Source organism: Saprospira grandis str. Lewin (genome assembly GCF_000250635.1).
Taxonomy (GTDB): Bacteria; Bacteroidota; Bacteroidia; order Chitinophagales; family Saprospiraceae; genus Saprospira; species Saprospira grandis.
On the sequence record NC_016940.1, the window covers coordinates 3002356 to 3022704 of the forward strand.

The window sequence follows — 20349 nt, forward strand, 5'->3', positions numbered from 1 at the left end:
TAATGACTAACTTTGGCCCCCGCTGCTAAAAACAAAAAAAGAAGAGAGGACCAATTTTTTTTAAAAAATACTTATACTTGCAAGCAGGATTAAAGGGCCCTAGCCCGCCTGACATAAAATTTTATTTTGCGCTACTTTATTAGATTTAAAATAATAGCCCGATGAAGATCGTACTCAATATCGTATTTATTTTGGCTGCTCTAGCCTCTGCCTATTACCTCATGGAAAGCATCCGCCGACCTGTAGATTTTAGAGATACTTGGGCGGAGCGCAAAACTGCCGTCCAAGAAAAACTAGAAGAAATTGCAGAGCTCCAAAAGATGTATACTAGCATTAAAGGAGATACCCTTTTTGCCGCTTCTTTTGAAGAACTAGAAACTTCTTTCCTCAAGGATAGCTTCTTTATCCTTAAAATTGAAGGTGACCCCTTTGATACGACAATCACGCCCGATACTACGGAGCTGATGTATCCCGCCCGCGATTCTGTCCTCTCTTTTATTGCCGCAGCCGGCAAATTAGATCAGGCCAAACTTAAGGAGTTGCAAGGCCCCGCTTTGGAGATTATGGAAAACTGGCAGGATACTAGCCAAGATGTTCGCCAAGATCCCGCCGTTGCCGCTTACCTAGATTTTGCAGAGGCTTCTATTAAAGATTATTTCAAGAAAATTCGTAGCGTTCCTTTCTCTGATAATAAGGAGTTTATTGTCGCTGCTGGCGAAGTGGCTATGGAAGGTCGCCGTGCTTTTGGCCGCCGCCTCCCCACCTTTGAAGTGAAAACTACGGTAGGTGATTATATGAAAGAGTATTCTGTAAAGGAATACGGTATGTATGACCCTAGCTTTGATCATGCAGCAGAGGTGAAAGTGGGAGATCTCACTAAACCCTCTACTACTGGTAACTGGTAAGTTATGGACCGCTATACAAGCGCTAAGTTTTCGCTAGACGAAAGCAAAAATTATAACCTATCCCTCCTGCTTGGAGCGGATAGGTTGTCTTATTTGGTGCATGCCCAAAAAGAGGTCTTGGCCCTAGGCGGCCTCGATTTTGTTCAGGTAGAAGAGGAGTATAGTTTGGTCGATGCGCTAAATCAGGCTTATGACCAAAGAGAAATTCTGCGGGCGCCTTATCAAATGGTCCAGATTTATTTGCGGAGCAATAGAGTAATTTCTTTGCCCTTACCGCTTTATCAGGCAGAACAACAATATAGCTATTTTGAGGCCCTGCTCCCTATTGATGAGGGCGATTATCTGTTGGAGGCCCAAATGCCTTCGCTTGATTTGGTCTTTTTGCAGTCGGTCCGCTTAGGCCTAAAAGATCAGTTGCAGGACCTTTTTCCGCAGGCCGAAATTTATTCTGCCCTGCCCAGCCTGCTCCAAATTAGCCAAGAACTTATTCCCAAATTGCCCGAAAATAACTACCGCTTGCTGGCCTATTTTAGCCCCAGAAGCATTCAGTTGATGGCCTGGCATAAAGATAAGTTGCTGCTGCACCAGCTTCGGCCTTTCCGAAATGCAGAGGATTGCCTCTATTATTTGCTCTGGATGTATAAAGAGCTGGGACTTTCGCCCAAAAAGATTCCGCTGCATTTTGGCGGAGAACTAACTGTAGATTCGGCGATTCATCAGTTGCTTTATACCTATATTGCGGCCCTAAAACCCTTGCCCCGCCCCCAAGATTTTGCCCAAAGCGATTGCCTGGCCGAACTAGAACCCCAAAGAGCTGTTCAGCTTTTAGCCACGATCTTGTAGCTGGCCCTTTTTGGACCTAGAAGCGGGCGCAGCCCGCTGGCTGAGGGATGGATAAGGGGGGCCGAAGGCCAGACCGAGCTTTGAGCCTAGCGAAAAGCGAAGGGCCGAGCAGACCTGCGAGCCCTGACACAGCCCGACCCAAGCGAAGCGCAGGGGCAGCCCCAAAACAGCAGAAAAAACAAAAATATATGCGAATCATCAGTGGCCGATTGAAGGGCCAACGCTATGAAATGCCTGGCAAAAGCCAGAAAACCCGCCCCACCACCGATATGGCCAGAGAGGGGCTTTTTAATATCCTCCAACATCAAATTGAACTGCAAGATTTGCGGGTTTTGGACCTCTTTGCCGGAGTGGGAGGCGTCGGCTATGAGTTTTTATCTAGAGGGGCCGAACAGGTCGATTTTGTAGAGAAATATCGGGGCTGTTGCCGCTTTATCCAAAGCCAATTGCAGCGTTTTCGGATGGAAGAAAAGGCCAAGGTCCATCAGGCCGATGTCTTTGCCTTTTTGGGCCAATTGCCCGAAGAAAGTTATGGGCTCGTCTTTGCCGATCCGCCCTATGCCCTGAATAAAATGCAGGAGTTGCCAGCGCTTATTTTTTCTAAGAATATATTAAAAAAAGGGGGCTGCCTGATAATAGAGCATGACGAGCGCCAAGATTTCGCAAATCATGCTAACTTTGCGCAAATTCGTAAGTATGGGCAGGCCCGATTTAGCATCTTTTGGGCCGATGATGCCCAGTAAATAGAGAAACATGTTGAAAAAACATTGGTGGAAGGCCCTAGCGGCGGTCTTGTTGTTCTACAGCCTCTCGGCTGGTTTGTTGATTCCGCTAAGGATGGGAATTGTATCGGATAAAAGTAGTTTGAGCCTGAAAACGGGCCAAAGTCAATCGCTAGATGTTTGGGTCTACAATGGCCGCTTTGAGTCGGGCGAGGAGGTCCAAGCTCGCATTTTGCTAGCCGAAGATCAAGTATATTGTGCCCAAAAAATCGAAATTGGCCAGGCCCGCCAACTCAAATTGGAGGTGGCTTTGCCGCAGTTGGACCCCAACAAAATTAAGGCGCCTTTTCCCCTGATTGAGATTAGCACGCCCAAATACGGAACCGCTTTTACGGATTTATACATCCAAAAAGGAGAGGGTGATTTGGCCGTAGACGCCTGCCAATCTGAGCCTTTTGCGATGACGGCAGGGACCAATTTCCCCTTTCTAAATATCCTAGAAGAAAGCATCCGCAACTTGTTTTATCATGTGCCCATGTGGTTCGGGATGATGTTTATTTTGCTACTTTCTGTGGTGGCGAGCATCAAACAACTGATGGCGGGGCAGGGCCTCAAAAATGACCATTGGGCCAGAGCCTTGGCCACGGTGGGCGTGAGCTACGGCCTTTTGGGCTTGGTCACGGGCGCCATTTGGGCCAAACACACCTGGGGGGCCTATTGGAGCTGGGATGTCAAGCAGAACACCTCTGCGGTGGCGGTCCTCATTTATTTGGCCTATTTCGTTTTGCGCTCCTCTTTTGAAGACCCCGACAAACGGGCCAGAATTGCGGCCACCTACAACATTTTTGCCTTTGCTACCCTCATTCCGCTGCTCTATGTGGTGCCCAGAATGGTGGATAGCCTGCACCCTGGCGCCGAGGGCAATCCCGCTTTTAGCAGCTATGATTTGGATAGCAGCCTGCGCCTACTTTTTTACCCCTCGGTTTTGGGCTGGATCATTTTTGGCCTTTGGTTGGCTCAAATCTGTTTTCGGGTCTATCGCCTAGAACCCAAGGTTTGGGAGAATCAATTTAGGGACTAATTTTTTGGGGCTTCCCTTCGGCCTGCGGCCTCAGGTCCTGCCCTTCCGGGCTCGCAGGTCTGCTCGGCCCTTCGGGGCTTTCAGCCCCTAGGTCTGCGGCTTCGCCGCCCCCTACAGGCCAGTAAGCCGCTCATCTTTGGGGTTAGCTTTTGGCCTTGGGCTTCGGCCGCTTTTATTTTGGCACTAAAAGAAGGGGCCAATAAGAATAATTTTTAATATAGAGTTTTAGATATTTCTTTGGGAAAATAGCTAGTTCACAAAAGATTATATAAGTAAACTAGCCCAAATTTGCCTCAAACGGTAGACTCTTCTTTAAAATATAGTTGAGGATAAATTTTTTTTTCCAAATAAAAATTCCAAAGTTTACAATACAAACGGATCATAAAAGCATGAGAAAAACATATAATAGCTTGATTTTGATGCTTTTGGCTACTGTTAGCCTAAGCGCCCAATCTCCTTCTACACAGACTGATTTTTTGGAGAGTACGGGTAAAATTTATGTAGTAGTGGCCGTTATTCTGTTGATCTTCATAGGCATTATTGCCCTTTTGGTTTATCTAGAGCGCCGTTTGGCCAAGATAGAGCGAGCGCATGAAGATTTATAAATAAATCGAAACACTTGAGGGGCCTTATCAAATGGATAGGTCCACTTTAATACATTTGACTTTTTCAATTATCAATTTTCCGAATTATGGCGGACAAACATTATAGCTTTTTTGAAGGCGTAGAACGCAACTTTGATAAAGCAGCAAGTTACGCTGGCCTTTCTGAGGGCCTATTGGGCCAGATTAAGGCTTGTAACGCGATTTTTGCAATGAAATTCCCTGTACGTACCAAAGACGGCGATGTGAATGTAATCGAGGCTTACCGCGTACAACACTCTAATCACCGTATGCCCACTAAGGGGGGGATTCGCTATAGCTTAGGGGTAAACCAAGATGAGGTAAAAGCACTTGCGGCCCTGATGACCTATAAGTGTGCTGTAGTAGATGTACCTTTTGGTGGCGCCAAGGGAGGAGTGAAAATCAATCCCAAAGATTATTCTGAAGAGGAGTTGGAGCGCATTACTCGCCGCTATGCTGCTGAGTTGGTCCGCAAAAACTTTATTGGCCCCGGCCTAGATGTACCTGCTCCCGATTATGGAACAGGCCCCAAAGAAATGGCTTGGATCATGGATACTTACATGACGCTTCGTCATGGCGAACTAGAAGGCGCAGGCTGTGTAACGGGTAAGCCCGTAGAGCAAAATGGTGTAGCTGGACGTACAGAGGCTACTGGCCGTGGCGTTTTCTATGCTATCCGCGAAGCCCTTTCTTATAATGAAGATGTAGAAAAATTAGGCCTGACTACCGGAACCGAAGGAAAAACTATGGTGATCCAAGGTATGGGTAATGTAGGTTCTTATACCGGAACAATTTCTCAGGAAGAAGGCGGAATCAAAGTAATTGGCGTAGCCGAGTACGAAGGTTCTATCCATAACCCTGAGGGAATCGATGTAACTGAACTATTGAAGTTCCGCGCCAAAACGGGTTCTATCCTAGGTTTTCCTGGTAGCACTACTTTGGAGCACCGTGGTAGCGCTCTAGAGCTAGAATGCGATATTCTTGTTCCCGCTGCCCTAGAAAACCAAATTAACGCCGAAAATGCAGACCGCATTAAGGCTAAAATTATTGCAGAAGCTGCCAACGGACCTGTTACTCCTGAGGCAGAAGCCATCCTCCTCAAAAAAGGCATACTCATCATTCCCGATATGTATGCAAATGCAGGTGGCGTAACTGTATCTTATTTTGAGTGGTTGAAAAATATCTCTCACTCTCGCTTTGGCCATATGGAGAAGCGTTTCACCTCGAACCGCTACACCCATTTGGTAGATATGATTTTGGAAATGACAGGCAAAGACCTCAGCCCCGCCCAAAGAAGTATGCTTACTTCTGGTGCCGATGAGCTGGACCTCGTACGCTCTGGTCTAGAAGAAACTATGGTGACTTCTTACCAAAATATTCGCGCTACTTGGAAGTCTAATCCTGCTATTCCCGATCTACGTACCGCAGCATTTGTTTACGCCATTAAGAAAATTGGCGCAGACTATATGTCTCTCGGTATTTGGCCATAGCCAAAATCGGCCAATTTAAAGTTGGTTTATACCGCTAACAAATAACGAAAAAGGAGGCTTCGGCCTCCTTTTTTTGTGATAACTAACACAATACTACTGTATAAGCAGAAGTTTAGTTGGCCAAACAAAATTTTATTTTGTTAAATTCCTGCTAAGCACTTTAGGAATAGAAAAAAAAGACTATTTTTGTGTATCTAAATAAATAGATATTTGGCCCTAAGCCATACCGTTTGACATTAGGATATATATTACTATAACAAAAGGGCAGAAGCCCTTTGCTAAACAACGCATTATGCCAACAGGAAATCATAAGTTGGATAAGATTGACCTGAAGATTTTGAAGATTCTTCAGCAGAACAGTAAGATTACCAATTTGGAACTATCAAAGCGAATTGGTTTGTCTCCAGCTCCTACTTTGGAGCGAGTAAAGAAGTTAGAGAACTCAGGTATTATTGAGAGCTATCATGCCCAAGTGGCCCCCGCAGCAATGGGCCTTAGCGTAAAGACTTTTGTTTTGGTTTCTTTGGCCTGGCAAAAAGAAAATGCGCTAGAAAGCTTTTTGTCTAAGGTGGACCAAATTGACGAAATTGTAGAGTGCTATATCATTACAGGAGAAGCCGACTTCTTGATGAAGTTGGTTTGTAAGGATATCCCCACTTATGAGCAGCTCTTGTTCAAGACCCTCTCTAAAATTGAGGAGATTGAGCGACTCAAAACTTTGATGACTCTATCTACTGTGAAGGATTCTAAGTTGTTGCCTTTCAATTATGAGAAGTTGCATCAGCACTAAGTCTTATCTCCTGTTTTACTGTTGACAGCAGAAGCGCTAAACCACCCACTGGTTTAGCGCTTTTTTTTGGTCCTACAGGCCCGAAGGGCCGCAGGCAATAGCCAGATTTAAACGCACTCACTTTTATAGTTTGCAGCAATTTTCCGCTAGTCGGCCCTATTTTTCTCGGCCATAGCGAAGGCTATGCCCTTAAAAAATAGCTGGCCTAGCCAAAAATTCATAGCAAACTATGGTCAAAGCAGCGCGATTAAATCTGGCTGAGGGGCTGTAGCAGGGCCGCCGAAGGCGGCAGACCTAGCAGGCGAAGCCTGCGCAGGGCCGAGCAGACCTGCGAGCTGCGCAATGGCCCGACCCGCCCGCAGGGCGGGGCAGCCCCAAAAACAGCTTATCGAAAAATAGATTTTCGTTCAAAATCGAGTTTGAAGAGGATGGCCAGCAGGATGCCAAAGGACATTAGGGAAGAGCCCCCATAGCTAATGAAGGGGAGCGGAATGCCGATCACGGGGACCAGGCCGACCGTCATGCCGATATTGACAAACAGGTGCATGAAGAGAATGAAGGCCACGCCATAGGCGTAATATTTGGCAAAATCGGAGCGTTGGCGCTCGGCTAAGTACAGAATGCGGAGCAAAAGAGCCGTAAAGAGGCTAATGAGGAGAAAGCTGCCCATAAATCCCCATTCTTCGCCCATAGTGCAAAAAATAAAATCAGTAGATTGTTCGGGCACATAGTCTAGTTTTGTGCGCTCTCCCTCTAAGAAGCCCTTGCCCCAGAGCCCACCAGAACCAATGGCAAATTTAGATTGCTCTACATTGTAGAGTGCGCCTAGAGGGTCGCATTTTTCGGGCCGAAGCCAGACCAAAATGCGCTCTTGTTGGTGAGGGCGTAGGAGTTTGTAAATGGCATAATTGACGGTAGCGCTATAGCCCATACTTAGGGCCAAAACGCCTAAATTGAAGCCCACAGCCTGCCATTGGCCGCGCTTTTTGAGCCCTGCCAAAGCCGATAAACTGATTAGGCTGGCCGAAAATAAGAGGAGTAGGGGCCAAAAATAGGCGGCTTGATAGAGGAAATAGAGTACTGCGCCAAGAGCAACAGCAGCGAGCAGCCAGCGTTCATCTTTCTGCCAAAGTCGAAGCGCCACCAAATTGGCCAAGAAAATGAGGCTTAAAATTAGCCCACTCACATCATCGACCATCAAAGAGGCAATGCCCAAACTGGCCATACTGAGGCCCAAAATGTAGATGAAAGGCGGAAAACCCGCACGAAAAATGACGAGAAAAAAGGCCACATAGACCAAACAAGAACCCGCATCGGGCTGTAATGCAATGAGAATAACGGGACTAAGAATGAGGCCTACGGCCTGTAGCTGATACTTGAACTCCTGCATCCTAAATTGCGGTCGAGTGAGTAGGGCGGCTAGGGCCAAGTTGGTGGCTGTTTTAGAAAACTCGGAGGGTTGTAGCCTAAAGCTGCCAATGCCAAACCAGGAGCTAGCGCCATTGACAGGTGGAGTAAAGAGCACCGCAAAAAGTAAAAACAAGACCGCAGCAAAAGCCAAGGGACTCATGGTGTGAATAAACTTAGAGTCGACAATTTGGACCCCCACCGCCAAAACGATAGCTGCCGTAATCCAGATGAGCTGCTTGCCGTAGTTCTTGTCTAGATCTAGCAAATGGGTATAGCTCTCGGCATGATACTCCGAGGCGAAAATCATCAGCCAGCCGATGGCCATCAGCACTAGGGTTAGGCCAATGCCCAGCCAATCATAATTGCTAAATTCTTTTCTCAGGTCATTCATGAATAACAAAATTAGGCTCAAAGATAAGAAAGGGGGGGCGGCCCTTGGTCCAAAAGCGAAAAAAAAGCGGAAAAACCCAGAGGTTTTTCCGCTTTTTTGAGCTGTCTAAAAAAGGCCTAGCTATTTAGGGCCTGCCAGCTTTCGTCGCCAGCCTTAACGGCTCCTGTTTGAGGGAGCTCATTGGCGGCTTGGAATTCGGTAATAATAGCGGCTAGTTCGCTGCTATATTCTCCATCTGCTGCGCAGCTATAGCCATTTTGGGCCAAAAGGACCTGGATAGTATAGACATCAGAGGTTTCGTTTTTGCCTCCTTTGCCCACGCTGCCATCTAGGCGGCTTTTGAGGTCCATGCTAAGCTGTTGAGCAGAAGCTTGGTCATACTCCATCCCGATCAAATCCACCTCATTAGAGCTGCTATTGCCTACTTTTCCATTGGCTAAGAAGCGACGCATATCTTCTTTGAGGTTAGAGGGGTTAATATAGCCTTCATGACGCCCTACTTCATTGCCATCGCGGAGATAGACCATAGTGGGTACTTTGTCCACCTTAAAGCGCTCATGCAATTTGGTGCGGCCATCAATCAATACATTTTCATATTTGATGCTGGTCGTTTTATTGGCCTCTGCGGCTAGTTCGAGAACGGCATCTTTGACCGAGCTGCCCACTTTTTTACAAGCGCCCGACCAAACGGTTTCGAAGTAGACCACCACAAATTCGCCCAACTCGAAGAGCTCTCTTTCCGAGATAGTTTTTTGGTCCTCCATAGAAATCACCTTGCTACTATCCGAGAACTTAGCGCCCTCGAGCATCGTATTGATTTTTTGTTGGAGGCTAGCCAAGCTAATTTCGCCTTCATGTCGAGCAAATTCCTTATTGTCCACCATAAAGAGGAGAGTGGGGAAGTGCTCGATATTATGTTTTTTGCGCAAGCCTTCTTGGCCATCATCTACATGTTTTTCTAGGCTAAATTGCCCGGCATGTTCGGCTACCAAATCATCTAGATGTTTGGAGAGCTTGCGGCTTTCGCCAGTTTGAGCGCCAAAGAAAGCAATTTTGTAATTGCCTTCAGCTTTTTGGGCCGAGCCGAGCAATTGTTTGGCTCTATCGCTTAGGCCGGCTACGGTGGCCTTAATATTTTGGGGCACCTCGGCTAGGTCGGCAAATTGTCCATACCAGTTGCTGGCCAACTTTTGGGCTTCTCCGGCTAATTTTTGAACGCCTTCATCTACTTTTTTGCCAGCGGCTAGCAGGTCTTCTGCTGCGGCAAAGCAATTGGCAAAGAAGGGTTCTTGTTCAAATTTGGCCTTGAGTTTATCGAATTCTGCTTGCCAGTCTCCGCTACTGCCTTTGGCCTTGGCCAAAATCTGATTGCATTTTTCTAGGGTGGTCTTCATTTCTTGGGCCTGAGCGGCTAGGGCTGCATCTTGGCCAAAATCCCCAGCCTCATAGTGCTTGAGCCACTTTTGGGCCGCGGCCTGAAGTTCCTTGACTTTATTTATAGTTGCTTGATCCATTTCTGTGGTTTATACAAGTTGCTGCAATTGGCTCTCTTGGATGAGCTGATTGATTTCCTCAAAAAGGGCGGCATTGCTCGCAATGGCCTCCGCTTTATTTTCGGGAGCGGCTACTGTTTCTTCAGCAGCGGCAGTGGCCGTTTCCTCTTCTTCTAGCTCGCCCAATTCAGCGGCTAATTCGGCATTGAGTTCTGCTTCAAGAGCCTTGGCAGCAGCAATTTCTTCTTCTAGTTTCTTAAAGAGCTTGCGGGTTTTGATAAAGGCCGCACCAAACTCTTGGCGGAGTCCAGCGTCTGCGTCTTTAAGCAAAAGGGCAAATTGGCGAATAGCCGTTTTTAGCTCTTCGGCCTGGCTGATGTCCTCTGGCTGAAGTCCATCGGCTAGGTTAATGCCTTTATTGAGGTCCGAAATCTGGACCAAAAGCCCTTGAATTTGTTCTTTGGGGCCAGCGGGCGCCTCTTCTGCTGTGGCTTCGCTAGCATCGGCTACAGCTTCGGCAACGGCTTCTTCTGCAGCGGCCATAGCCACTTCTACGCCTGTACCTTTTAGGGCCGTTTTGGTCAATTGCTTGAGCAATAGGGCCTTTTTAGCATTCCCCTTCAATGGTTCAAGTTGAAGAACGGGATTGTCATATTCATCTAAGCTAATGTAGCATTGTCCTAGGCTGATCTCTTTTTTGTTGGCTTTGAGCAGCTCTTTAGAGAGTTTGGTCCAGCTAGCCGTTTGGTCGCCAGGAATAATAAGGCCCATTTTTTTGCCCGGCATATCGGCAAACTCATAATTGGTGAGGGCCAAATATTTGGTGGGCAAATCGGCACTGTTGTGCTCCGATTGCATGCTGTTGAGCAAGGCCTTAATGACCTTTTTATACTCTTTGTATCCCAGGCTCTTATCCTGAACCTGTTCGGGCGTAAGCTTCTTAATTTTCATAATCTGGTTCGCTTAATTTTTTTGGCAAATGTATTTGGAATCCGAAAATACAAAATTTATTAGGCTTCAGCCAAGCAAAAAGGGAAAAGCCCATTTTTTTTTCGCTTTTCTAAAAAACTATTGTTTATCTGTCTTTTATGCCTTATTTTATTCGCTTTTTTTTGGGGCTGCCCACTCGCTTCGCTCGGGTCGGGCCATTGCGCAGCTCGCAGGTCTGCTCGGCCCTGCAGCCCTGCGGGCTTTGGTCTGCCGCCTTTGGCGGCCCTGCTCCAGCCCCTCAGCCAGATTTAATCGCGCTGCTTTGGCCATAATTTGCTATGAATTTTCTGCTAGGCTAGCTATTTTTTAAGGGCATAGCCTTCGCTATGGCCGAGAAAAATAGGGCCGACTAGCGGGAAATTGCTGCAAACTATAAAAGTGAGTGCGTTTAAATCTGGCTATTACCTGCGGCCCTTTGGGCCTGCAAGATGCAAAAAGCGGTATTCGTCGCTGCGCTCCTCATGCGTTTATATGTCCCCGCCCACCCACCCCTCTGCGGGATTCCTTGAAGGAATCCCTCGGGGCAGCTGGGCCATTTTGGTCCAAACAGGCGGCAAAGCCGCCTGCTGGCCGAAGGCCAGAACGGCCACAACAAGGCCTTTAGGCCGCAGTTCGACGACCAAAGGGAGTAACCGATGCGCAGCAGTGGCCGCAGGCCAGAACGGCCTAGCGATGCGGCGGGGTGGCCGCAGGCCAGACCGAACAAAACGAGCGCTAGCGAAGTTTTGTGAAGGGCCGAGCAGACCTGCGAGCCCCAAAGCGTAGCGCCGCAGCTTGCTGCGGAGGCCCCAAAAAAAACGCCTCACAAAAAAATGCGAGGCGTTTAAAGAAAGGGCTTTTATTTTACATCATCGACCAGCAGTTTGTAGCTGGGATCTTCAATAACATTCACATCGACCACCTTATCGGCATTGGCCAAAAGTTTTCGGCAATCCTCAGAAAGGTGTTTGAGATGGACCTCCTTATTGGCTTTTTGGTAGCGCTCCGTCAGTTTATTCAGGGCCTCAATGGCCGACATATCCACCACTCGGCTTTCGGCAAAATCAATAATTACAACTTCGGGGTCATTTTGCACATCAAACTTCTCATTAAAGGTAGCCACAGAGCCAAAAAAGAGTGGCCCATAAATTTCGTAATGCTTATGGCCATTTTCGTCGATATGCTTGCGGGCGCGAATCCGAACGGCGCTATCCCAAGCAAAAACCAAGGCAGAGATAATCACGCCCACCACCACGGCAAGGGCCAAATTATGCAAAACCAAAGTGACCACCGTAACCAGCACCATCACAAAAATATCAGACTTTGGCATCTTGTTGAAGACCGTAAAACTGGCCCATTCAAAGGTACCAATAGCCACCATAAACATCACGCCAGCTAGGGCCGCAATAGGAAGCTGTTCAATCAAGCCCGCACCAAACATGATAAAAATGAGGAGCATCACTGCCGCCGTAATGCCCGACAAGCGAGCGCGGGCGCCACTAGAAATGTTAATTAAACTTTGGCCCAACATAGCGCAACCACCCATGCCCGAAAACAGGCCAGAGAGAATATTGGCGGTTCCCTGTGCCACGGCTTCGCGGTTGCCAGAACCCCGACTTTCGGTAATCTCATCAATAATATTCAGCGTCAATAAACTTTCGATTAGGCCCACAGCAGCCACCACGCCAGCATAAGGCAAAATAATCTCTAAGGTTTTGAGGCTAAAAGGGACCTCAGGAATATGAAAGGGTGGAAAACTTCCCTGAATCGAGCTAATATCACCCACCGTTTTGGTGTCAATCCCAAAAGCCGAGACAATGCCAAAAACGGCCAAAATAGCCACCAAAGAAGAGGGAATGGCTCGAGTCAATTTAGGCAACAGCCAGATAATCAGCATAGAAAGGACCGTCAGGCCAAGCATCATCCACATTTCACTGCCTATCATCCATTGGCCATCTTGCTTAAAATGATCAAATTGAGCGGTAAAAATGATAATGGCCAAACCATTGACAAAACCAAAAATAACAGGATGCGGGACCAGCCGCATAAACTTGCCCAAACGGAAGAGCCCGGCCCCAATTTGGAAAATCCCGGCCAAAACAACGGCCGCAAAAACGTATTCGACCCCATGATGCAAGGCCAATTCGACAATCACCACCGCCACGGCACCCGTTGCGCCCGAAATCATGCCAGGACGACCACCCAAAATAGCGGTAACGATTCCCATCATAAAAGCGGCATAGAGTCCCGTAAGCGGATGCAGACCAGCAATCATGGCAAAGGCTACGGCCTCGGGAATCAAGGCCAGGGCCACGGTTAGGCCCGAGAGTAATTCTTTTTGATAATCTACTTTTTGAGAGAGATCAAAGAGCTGATATTTCTTTTTCATTGCTTAAAACTATTGATTTTCAGTGGGTTGTTTTTTTATTGGCCCAAGCTTGGGCAAAACGGCCACAAAACTAGGCTTTTTTGGGCAAAAGACCCTAAATAACTGAAAAACTTTGTCTTAACAGATGGCAGATTTAATATTAAATCTGCTAGGCAGAATACCGATTTTATCCATTTTAGGCTCAGCTCTGCAATATTTTACGCATCTTTGCGGCGAGCAATGCCAAAAAAAACAATTGGCAAGCGCTCACTAATGATCATTTTGGCCTAAGGGCTCCTATTACTTTTGAATGAATTTGAGAAAGATTTTTGATGAAGGGGGCGAGTGGGTCGAGTTTAAATTAATACTACTTTGCTAACCTTCAAGGAGTTGGGTCTTTCGCAGCCCACGCTAAAAGCAATTGCGGAAATGGGATTTGAGAATCCTAGTGAAATTCAACATGAAGCTATTCCAGAACTACTAGAGCAGGAACGCGACTTTTTGGGCTTGGCCCAAACGGGAACCGGAAAAACTGCTGCCTTTGGTCTGCCGCTCATCGAGCGCATGGATAGCCAAATGCCCCTGACACAGGCATTAATCTTAGCTCCTACTCGTGAGTTGGGCCAACAGATTGCCAAACAATTAGCGCTTTTCGGAAAATACCAGCAGCGAATTAATATGCTTGCCGTTTATGGTGGTGCTCCCATCGTTAAACAACTCAAAGCCCTCCGCTCGGCCCCTCAGCATATTATTATTGCTACGCCTGGCCGCTTGATCGATTTACTCAAACGTGGCGCTGTAGACCTTAGAGGTTTGCGCTATTTGGTCCTCGATGAAGCCGATGAGATGCTCAATATGGGCTTCAAAGAAGATCTAGACGAAATTCTAGAATATACCGCCGAAGGTAAAAACCTTTGGTTGTTCTCTGCCACCATGTCTAAAGATATTAAGGGCATCGTAAAACGCTATATGACCAACCCCCTAGAGGTGCAGCTCAATAGCAAGCAAGAGGTCAATGAAAATATCGAACACCAATATGTAGGCCTACACTATAAGGATAAGTCAGAGGCTTTGGGCCGTTTCCTAGACGCTCAACCCGATATGCGGGCCGTGGTTTTCTGCCGCACTCGTCGCAATACTCAGGAATTGGCCGAGCTCTTAATCCAAAGAGGCTATACTGCCGATGCTTTGCATGGCGATTTGTCGCAAGCGCAGCGCGACCAAGTGATGCGCCGCTTCCGCCAACATAGTTTGCAGGTGCTTATCGCTACCGATATCGCCGCCCGTGGTATCGATGTGGATGATCTAACGCATGTTTTCCACTACCATTTGCCCGATGACCTTTCTTATTATACGCACCGAAGTGGCCGTACCGCTCGTGCGGGTAAAAAAGGCTTGTCGATCGCTTTTGTAGAAAAACGCGATTTCCACCGTCTTCGCCATATCGAAAAGATGTTGGGCCTCAAAATTAAGCAAGTGCAGGTGCCTTCTGCGGAGCTGATCCGCAACGAACGCCTCAAAACTTGGTGCAAAAATGTTTTGGACCAATCTATCCGAGCCAACCTTACCGAGGAAATGAAGGAAGAAGCTAATCTGCTTTTTGCCAACCTCAGCAAAGAAGAGCTCATCGGAAAGGTCCTCGCTCATGAGTTGAGCAAAATCCAACTCGGCAAAATGGGCGCCCCTCAGTCTTTCTCTGAAAAAGGTGGAGGAGACCGTGGCCGCTCTGGCCGCAAAGATGGTCGCCGTGGTGGCTATAAAGGCAAGAAAAAAAGTGGTGGTTACGGCAAAGGCCGTCCCAATGATCGCTTTAGTAGCTTCAAGAAAAAGAAGAAGAAAAGAGGCAAGTACTAGACAGCCTTTCAACTTCTAAGTAAAAAACCTTCTCCAGTTTTTGGGGAAGGTTTTTCTTTTTTTGGGGCTGCCCCGCCCTGCGGGCGGGTCGGGCTGTGTCGGGGCTCGCAGGTCTGCTCGGCCCTGCGCGGGCTTTGCCCGCTAGGTCTGCGGCTTCGCCGCCCCCCTGTCCATCCCTCAGCCAGATTTAATCGCGCTGCTTTGGTCATGCTTTGCTATGAATTTTTTGCTAGGCCAGCTATTTTTTAAGGGCATAGCCTTCGCTATGGCCGAGAAAAATAGGGCCGACTAGCGGGAAATTGCTGCAAAGGATAAAAGTGAATGCGTTTACATCTGGCTATTGCCTGCGGCCCTTTGGGCCTGCAAAACCGCAAAATAGGACCAAAAAAAAGCGCTCTGGGATTTACCAGAACGCTTTAAGCATTTAATATTCGTCTTCAGGAAAGAAGAAATCACTTTTGGTGGGATAATCATCCCAGATGTCTTCAATGCCTTCATAATGCTCTCCCTCATCTTCTAGGGCCTGAAGGTTTTCAATCACCTCGATAGGCGCACCAGAGCGGATAGCATAATCAATAAGTTCGTCGCGAGTGGCAGGCCAAGGAGCGTCCTGCAAATAAGAGGCGAGTTCTAACGTCCAATACATAGAGAAATAGAATTTTCGATGGTTTGCTTTTATGTTGTCTTTTACAGGATTACCCTCTATTTATTCGGGCCCCTCAAAGGCCTGCAAATGTAAGGGCTAGCCGTTAATTTCCATAACGAAAAGAGCGAAAAAAAAGTGGGTCGGCCAAGAAAAAAAAGGACAAAAGTTTAATAAAATCTTATCCTGAGAAATAGCGGCCAAGTCCATTTTTCTTTTTTAATTCGCCCAAAATTATTATTATTCAAAATAAAGATTGGTCTAGCTCATAGAGCAGTCTTCAAGAAGAACAAGATGATTCTATCAGATAAAGCCATTTTAAACTGTATAGCGCAAGGCGAAATCGTTATTGAGCCTTTTGACAGAGCCTGCCTAGGCAGCAATTCCTATGATGTTCACCTAGGAGCCAGCCTAGCCGTTTATGAGGCCGAGGTCCTAGATGCTCGAAAACACAACTCGGTTCGCCGCTTCGAAATTCCCGAAGAGGGCTATGTTTTACAGCCTGGCCAACTTTATTTAGGCGTGACTCAAGAGTACACCGAAACCCATAAACAAGTTCCTTTTTTAGAGGGGAAATCTAGCGTGGGCCGCTTGGGCATTGATATTCATGCCACCGCAGGTAAAGGCGATGTGGGCTTCTGTAACTATTGGACCTTAGAGATTTCTTGTAGCTTGCCCGTCCGCGTATATGCAGGTATGCCTATTGGCCAATTGATTTACTTTGCCCTAGATGGCGAAGTGGAAAATCGCTACAATAAAAAACAAAATGCCAAATACGTAGAGAAAACGCCTTATCCCGTAGAATCTATGATGTGGAAAAATAAGTTCTAATCAAACTTGTCCCCATCAAAGTATTCATCATAAGGCTCCTTTTCTGGGCTATTGGCAAAGACCGCCAAGCCTAAACCGAACATGACCAATACAAGTTTTAGTAAGAAACCTACGGCCGCACCAAAGAGCTGGTTGAGCCAATCAGTCAGCATAAATGGCAGACCAATAAGGTTGACGATAAGCCCCACAAAACCAATGAGGAAAAGCCCAAAGGCAATGAGGGTTAGGGTTGTTTTGTTTTTCATAATTGTAGATGCTATTTCCGTTGAAGCCGCAAACTTACTAAAGAACTATTAGAATTACATTTTGTTCTCGCTCCTTTTCCATCCGAGCAGGCAAAATTAGAGCGAACTAACTAGATACTAACAGCTAATGATCAAACTAATTGAATGTCCAAGGGATGCCATGCAGGGTTTGCATGATTTTATCCCCACTGAAGAGAAGGTAAATTATCTCAATCAATTGCTAAAAGTGGGCTTTCATACCCTAGATTTTGGCAGCTTTGTCTCGCCCAAGGCGATTCCGCAAATGAGAGATACGGCCAAGGTCCTCAGCCAGCTAAATTTGGAGCAGAGCAGCAGCCAGTTGCTGGCTATTGTGGCCAACCAAAGAGGGGCCGAGGATGCCTGCCAATTTGAAGAAATTCGCTACCTAGGCTATCCCTTTTCGGTCTCCGAAACCTTCCAACAACGCAATACTAATGCAAGTATCGCCGATTCTTTGGGCCGAGTAGAGGCGATCCAAAAGCTTTGCCTCAAGCATAATAAGCAGTTGGTGGTTTATGTCTCTATGGGCTTTGGTAACCCTTATGGCGACCCCTGGAATGTAGAACTGGTCCAAAATTGGGTCAATGTCTTGGCCGAGATGGGCATCAAAATTATTTCGCTTTCAGACACTATTGGGGTGGCTAACCCCCAAATTATCGAATACCTTTTTGCCAACCTGATTCCCCCTTATCCAGATGTGGAGTTTGGCGCCCATTTCCATACTCAAGCTCACAACTGGGAGGAGAAAGTTGTGGCCGCTTACCAAAATAATTGCCGCCGCTTTGATGGGGCCCTCAGAGGATATGGGGGCTGCCCTATGGCCAAAGATGATCTAACGGGCAATATGCCTACCGAAAATCTGGTCTATTATTTTAATGGCCAAAAGGAAGAGCTGGCCCTAAATGAAACGGCCCTGCAAGATAGCTTAGCCATGGCACTTGCTGTCTTTCCTCAAAAAACAACGATCTAAGCTAGCACAGAGACTAGCGCAAGCCCCAAACGGCCAACGGCCGTTTGGGGCTTTTTTATTGGCCCTATCGGCTGAGGGGCTGGAGCAGGGCCGCCGAAGGCGGCAGACCCAAGGCTTTTGAAGCAAAGCGAAAAAGCCTGCAGGGCCGAGCAGACCTGCGAGCTGCGCAATGGCCCGACCCGAGCGAAGCGAGTGGGCAGCCCTAAATCCTAATCCTCATAATACAAACGCGGAACCCTTGGCCCTATCCGAGTCAGGAGCTCATAGGGAATGCTGCCCAAGGCCTTGGCCTGCCCCTCAATGGGCAGCTCGGGACCAAAAAATATGGCCTTGTCTCCCGCCCGAACCCTTAGGCCCGAGACATCGGCAAAGCACATATCCATGCAAACATTGCCCACCAATGGACAAAGTCGCCCCCCTATATACACCTGCCCCTTGCCATTGCCCAAACCCCTCGGCAAACCATCGCCATAACCAATGGCCAAGGTGGCAATTTCTCTAGCCTGCGGAGCCGTTGCCGCTCGCCCATAGCCAACAGCCTCTCCCGCCTCTAGTTGCTTGACCTGCGAGACCTGGCTGCGCAAACGAGCCACCGCCTGCAAATTCAAGCGCTCGGCAGGGTCTACGCCATGCAAACCAATGCCCAAACGAACCATGTCGTATTGGTAGTTGGCATAGGCCGAAATCCCCGCCGAATTGAGCAGATGCCGCAGGGGGTTCTCTTCTAAAACGGCTTCTATTTGCTCGGCCCAATGGGCAAAACGCTGGGCCTGCAAATGGGTAAAGGCCTGCTGCTCGGCCTCATCGGCTGCAGCTAGATGCGAGAAGATGCCCGCCACTTGTATATATTGCTTTTTCTCTTTCAAAAAGGCCAAAAGGGCCGGCAATTCCTGGCCCTCAAAGCCCAAACGATGCATGCCCGTATCCAACTCGATGTGAATGGGATGAGCAGGGTAGTGGTAACGCTCCAAAAATTGCACAAAGGCCTTGAGCTGGGCCAAACTAAAGATGGAAGGAGCCAAGCGAAATTGTAAGAGGTCCTCAAAGGCCAGGTTTTCACTGTTCATGACCATAATCGGTTGCTGAATGCCCTCTTTCCGCAAACGAACCCCCTCATCCGCATAGGCTACTCCAAAGTAATCTACCCCCTGATTGGCCAATAAATGGGCCATCTCATAGCTGCTGCCATAGGCAAAGGCCTTGACCATGACCATCAGCCGAGTGGAGGGCTTGAGCTGCTGCTTGTAGGTCCGCAAATTATGCAAAATAGCCGATTTAGAGAGCTCCAAAACCGAGCGATGCCGCTGCTCGAGTAGGCGCTGACTCAGGCGCTCCAAACGAAAAGAACGCGCCCCCTTGACCAAGATATATTCCGATTGAAAAAGCAGCTCATCCGAGACTAAGGCGGCCAAGGCCTGCTCTGTATTGGGATAAAAATTGCGCTCCGGAATAAAGTCAAACTGTGCTTGTTGTCGCTGCATGGCGGCCCCAATGCCCAAGATCCGCTCGATCTGATATTGCTCCAATAATTGGGCAACCTCCGCATAGAGTTGCTCTTCCTCTTGGCCCGATTCCATGATGTCGGAGAGGATGATGCTGGGCCGCAAAAAACGATGCTCCTGATGCTGGGCCATAAATTCTAAAGCATGCCGAAGGCCCAATAAATCGTTGCTATAACTATCGTCTAAAATGAGGCAATCTCGACTCCCTTTTTTCCAGCTCAGCCGCATGGGCAATTTGCGCAGCTCCCTAAATCCAGCCTGAATATCGGCCCAAGATAAGCCCCAAAGCAGACAAAAACTCAGGACTTGCATCGCATTTTCTATGGCGGCTTTTCCCCAAAAGGGCAAAACAACTGTTTGCTCGTTGCCCGCATAAGCTAGACGCAAAATGCTCTGGCTGCCTTGCTGTTTTTCCGATAAAAGCTGCAACTTAGCCAAGGGCGAGCGGCCCCAACTAAAGCGGCGATCTTCCTCAAAATGCTGCGCGACATACTGGGCCAATTCTCTTTGGTCCAAACAATAAACTAGCTGCTCCACCCCCTCAAAAAGACGCATTTTCTCGGCTAGTTTTTCGCTTCTATTGGCAAAACCTTCATCATGTGCCGAGCCCAAATTACTAAAGAGCCCATATTGGGGCGAAATCATCTTTGCCAGCCGCTGCATCTCGCCTTGCTTCGAAATTCCCGCCTCAATTAGGCCCAACTGATGTTCTGCCCGAAGCTCTAGCAGCGAAAGCGCCACCCCCAACTGAGAATTATAGCTCTTGGGGCTTTTGAGTAGGGCCAAATGCGGCGAAAGCAACTGATAGAGCCATTCCTTAATAATCGTTTTGCCATTACTGCCCGCAATGCCCAATATCGGCCCCTCAAATTGCTGCCGATGCCAGGCCGCCCAAGCTTGCAAAATGGCCAAACTATCAGGAAAATGAAGAAATTCGGCCTTGGGATAACGCTCTTCCCAACCGCCTTCTTCTACCACAAAATGCCGCAAACCTTTTTCATAAAGGGCCGGAATATAATCGTGTCCATTGTGCTGCGGCCCCAAACGAGCAAAAAAGATTTGCCGCCCAGCTTCTACCGCCTGCCGACTATCCGTTAAGGCCCGCTTGCCTTGCCAAAATGCTCCTCCAAAATCTATTGCTTCCATCCTTCCTGTTTTTTTATGCTGTATCGATTATTTTTTGGGGCCTCCGCTGCGG

At 47.8% G+C, this 20349-nt stretch carries 17 protein-coding genes; 10 read left to right on the forward strand and 7 right to left on the reverse strand.

Going from position 1 to position 20349, the window contains the following annotated elements:
* The first annotated feature begins 161 nt into the window (after positions 1-161).
* The 7 genes from SGRA_RS13275 to SGRA_RS13305 all read left to right on the forward strand — a co-directional run bounded on the left by SGRA_RS13275 (position 162) and on the right by SGRA_RS13305 (position 6454).
* Entirely contained in the window at positions 162-905 is a 744-nt protein-coding gene (locus SGRA_RS13275) for a hypothetical protein (RefSeq protein ID WP_015693248.1), read from the forward strand.
* A gap of 3 nt (positions 906-908) precedes the next feature.
* The gene (locus tag SGRA_RS13280; protein ID WP_015693249.1) at positions 909-1748 is read left to right on the forward strand and encodes a DUF3822 family protein; all 840 of its coding nucleotides are present in this window, start codon (positions 909-911) and stop codon (positions 1746-1748) included.
* Positions 1749-1936: 188 nt separating this feature from the next.
* Positions 1937-2491 (forward strand): 16S rRNA (guanine(966)-N(2))-methyltransferase RsmD, encoded by a 555-nt coding sequence (gene rsmD / locus SGRA_RS13285; protein ID WP_015693250.1) that lies wholly within the window; start codon positions 1937-1939, stop codon positions 2489-2491.
* 10 nt (positions 2492-2501) lie between these two features.
* On the forward strand, positions 2502-3551 hold the full coding sequence (locus tag SGRA_RS13290) for a cytochrome c biogenesis protein (protein ID WP_015693251.1): 1050 nt from the start codon (positions 2502-2504) through the stop codon (positions 3549-3551).
* 389 nt (positions 3552-3940) lie between these two features.
* A complete protein-coding gene (locus SGRA_RS13295; protein ID WP_015693253.1) occupies positions 3941-4156 on the forward strand; it encodes a CcmD family protein in 216 nt (71 codons plus the stop codon).
* Positions 4157-4242: 86 nt separating this feature from the next.
* Positions 4243-5664, forward strand: a complete 1422-nt coding sequence (locus tag SGRA_RS13300; protein WP_015693254.1) for a Glu/Leu/Phe/Val family dehydrogenase — start codon at positions 4243-4245, stop codon at positions 5662-5664.
* Positions 5665-5956: 292 nt separating this feature from the next.
* Complete coding sequence (locus SGRA_RS13305) at positions 5957-6454, forward strand: Lrp/AsnC family transcriptional regulator (RefSeq protein WP_015693255.1); 498 nt, start codon at positions 5957-5959, stop codon at positions 6452-6454.
* Between the two features lie 385 nt (positions 6455-6839).
* On the opposite strand, the gene rodA is transcribed toward SGRA_RS13305, so the two are convergent.
* The 4 genes from rodA to SGRA_RS13335 all read right to left on the reverse strand — a co-directional run bounded on the left by rodA (position 6840) and on the right by SGRA_RS13335 (position 13106).
* Positions 6840-8255 (reverse strand): rod shape-determining protein RodA, encoded by a 1416-nt coding sequence (gene rodA / locus SGRA_RS13310; RefSeq protein ID WP_015693256.1) that lies wholly within the window; start codon positions 8253-8255, stop codon positions 6840-6842.
* 116 nt (positions 8256-8371) lie between these two features.
* Positions 8372-9769 (reverse strand): thioredoxin domain-containing protein, encoded by a 1398-nt coding sequence (locus tag SGRA_RS13315; protein WP_015693258.1) that lies wholly within the window; start codon positions 9767-9769, stop codon positions 8372-8374.
* 9 nt (positions 9770-9778) lie between these two features.
* Positions 9779-10699, reverse strand: a complete 921-nt coding sequence (locus tag SGRA_RS13320) for a hypothetical protein (protein ID WP_015693259.1) — start codon at positions 10697-10699, stop codon at positions 9779-9781.
* Positions 10700-11576: 877 nt separating this feature from the next.
* Positions 11577-13106 carry a SulP family inorganic anion transporter gene (locus SGRA_RS13335; protein WP_015693261.1) on the reverse strand — a complete coding sequence of 510 codons (1530 nt, stop codon included), beginning with the start codon at positions 13104-13106 and terminating at the stop codon, positions 11577-11579.
* A 408-nt stretch (positions 13107-13514) separates the two neighbouring features.
* Here SGRA_RS13335 and SGRA_RS13340 point away from each other — a divergent pair, with 408 nt between their 5' ends.
* Complete coding sequence (locus SGRA_RS13340; protein ID WP_015693262.1) at positions 13515-14939, forward strand: DEAD/DEAH box helicase; 1425 nt, start codon at positions 13515-13517, stop codon at positions 14937-14939.
* Between the two features lie 424 nt (positions 14940-15363).
* Here the strand turns inward: SGRA_RS13340 and SGRA_RS13345 are convergent, their stop codons facing one another.
* Positions 15364-15585 carry a DUF2795 domain-containing protein gene (locus tag SGRA_RS13345; RefSeq protein ID WP_002657397.1) on the reverse strand — a complete coding sequence of 74 codons (222 nt, stop codon included), beginning with the start codon at positions 15583-15585 and terminating at the stop codon, positions 15364-15366.
* A gap of 291 nt (positions 15586-15876) precedes the next feature.
* Between SGRA_RS13345 and dcd the strand changes: the two genes are divergently transcribed.
* Positions 15877-16413 (forward strand): dCTP deaminase, encoded by a 537-nt coding sequence (dcd, locus tag SGRA_RS13350; RefSeq protein ID WP_015693264.1) that lies wholly within the window; start codon positions 15877-15879, stop codon positions 16411-16413.
* Here dcd and SGRA_RS13355 read toward each other — a convergent pair.
* Positions 16410-16658, reverse strand: coding sequence for a hypothetical protein (locus tag SGRA_RS13355; protein WP_015693265.1), 249 nt, complete (start codon positions 16656-16658; stop codon positions 16410-16412). The genes dcd and SGRA_RS13355 overlap by 4 nt on opposite strands.
* Before the next feature lie 127 nt (positions 16659-16785).
* Here SGRA_RS13355 and SGRA_RS13360 point away from each other — a divergent pair, with 127 nt between their 5' ends.
* Positions 16786-17649 (forward strand): hydroxymethylglutaryl-CoA lyase, encoded by an 864-nt coding sequence (locus SGRA_RS13360; RefSeq protein ID WP_041329663.1) that lies wholly within the window; start codon positions 16786-16788, stop codon positions 17647-17649.
* A 209-nt stretch (positions 17650-17858) separates the two neighbouring features.
* Here SGRA_RS13360 and SGRA_RS13365 read toward each other — a convergent pair whose 3' ends face one another.
* On the reverse strand, positions 17859-20297 hold the full coding sequence (locus SGRA_RS13365) for a bifunctional UDP-N-acetylmuramoyl-tripeptide:D-alanyl-D-alanine ligase/alanine racemase (protein WP_015693268.1): 2439 nt from the start codon (positions 20295-20297) through the stop codon (positions 17859-17861).
* Positions 20298-20349: the final 52 nt, after the last annotated feature.

Excerpts from the sequence above, each read along its gene's own strand:
- SGRA_RS13275 (WP_015693248.1), top strand. The coding sequence starts at position 162 with ATGAAGATCGTACTCAATATCGTATTTATTTTGGCTGCTCTAGCCTCT.
- SGRA_RS13280 (WP_015693249.1), top strand. The coding sequence starts at position 909 with ATGGACCGCTATACAAGCGCTAAGTTTTCGCTAGACGAAAGCAAAAAT.
- rsmD (WP_015693250.1), top strand. The coding sequence starts at position 1,937 with ATGCGAATCATCAGTGGCCGATTGAAGGGCCAACGCTATGAAATGCCT.
- SGRA_RS13290 (WP_015693251.1), top strand. The coding sequence starts at position 2,502 with ATGTTGAAAAAACATTGGTGGAAGGCCCTAGCGGCGGTCTTGTTGTTC.
- SGRA_RS13295 (WP_015693253.1), top strand. The coding sequence starts at position 3,941 with ATGAGAAAAACATATAATAGCTTGATTTTGATGCTTTTGGCTACTGTT.
- SGRA_RS13300 (WP_015693254.1), top strand. The coding sequence starts at position 4,243 with ATGGCGGACAAACATTATAGCTTTTTTGAAGGCGTAGAACGCAACTTT.
- SGRA_RS13305 (WP_015693255.1), top strand. The coding sequence starts at position 5,957 with ATGCCAACAGGAAATCATAAGTTGGATAAGATTGACCTGAAGATTTTG.
- rodA (WP_015693256.1), bottom strand. The coding sequence starts at position 8,255 with ATGAATGACCTGAGAAAAGAATTTAGCAATTATGATTGGCTGGGCATT.
- SGRA_RS13315 (WP_015693258.1), bottom strand. The coding sequence starts at position 9,769 with ATGGATCAAGCAACTATAAATAAAGTCAAGGAACTTCAGGCCGCGGCC.
- SGRA_RS13320 (WP_015693259.1), bottom strand. The coding sequence starts at position 10,699 with ATGAAAATTAAGAAGCTTACGCCCGAACAGGTTCAGGATAAGAGCCTG.
- SGRA_RS13335 (WP_015693261.1), bottom strand. The coding sequence starts at position 13,106 with ATGAAAAAGAAATATCAGCTCTTTGATCTCTCTCAAAAAGTAGATTAT.
- SGRA_RS13340 (WP_015693262.1), top strand. The coding sequence starts at position 13,515 with ATGGGATTTGAGAATCCTAGTGAAATTCAACATGAAGCTATTCCAGAA.
- SGRA_RS13345 (WP_002657397.1), bottom strand. The coding sequence starts at position 15,585 with ATGTATTGGACGTTAGAACTCGCCTCTTATTTGCAGGACGCTCCTTGG.
- dcd (WP_015693264.1), top strand. The coding sequence starts at position 15,877 with ATGATTCTATCAGATAAAGCCATTTTAAACTGTATAGCGCAAGGCGAA.
- SGRA_RS13355 (WP_015693265.1), bottom strand. The coding sequence starts at position 16,658 with ATGAAAAACAAAACAACCCTAACCCTCATTGCCTTTGGGCTTTTCCTC.
- SGRA_RS13360 (WP_041329663.1), top strand. The coding sequence starts at position 16,786 with ATGATCAAACTAATTGAATGTCCAAGGGATGCCATGCAGGGTTTGCAT.
- SGRA_RS13365 (WP_015693268.1), bottom strand. The coding sequence starts at position 20,297 with ATGGAAGCAATAGATTTTGGAGGAGCATTTTGGCAAGGCAAGCGGGCC.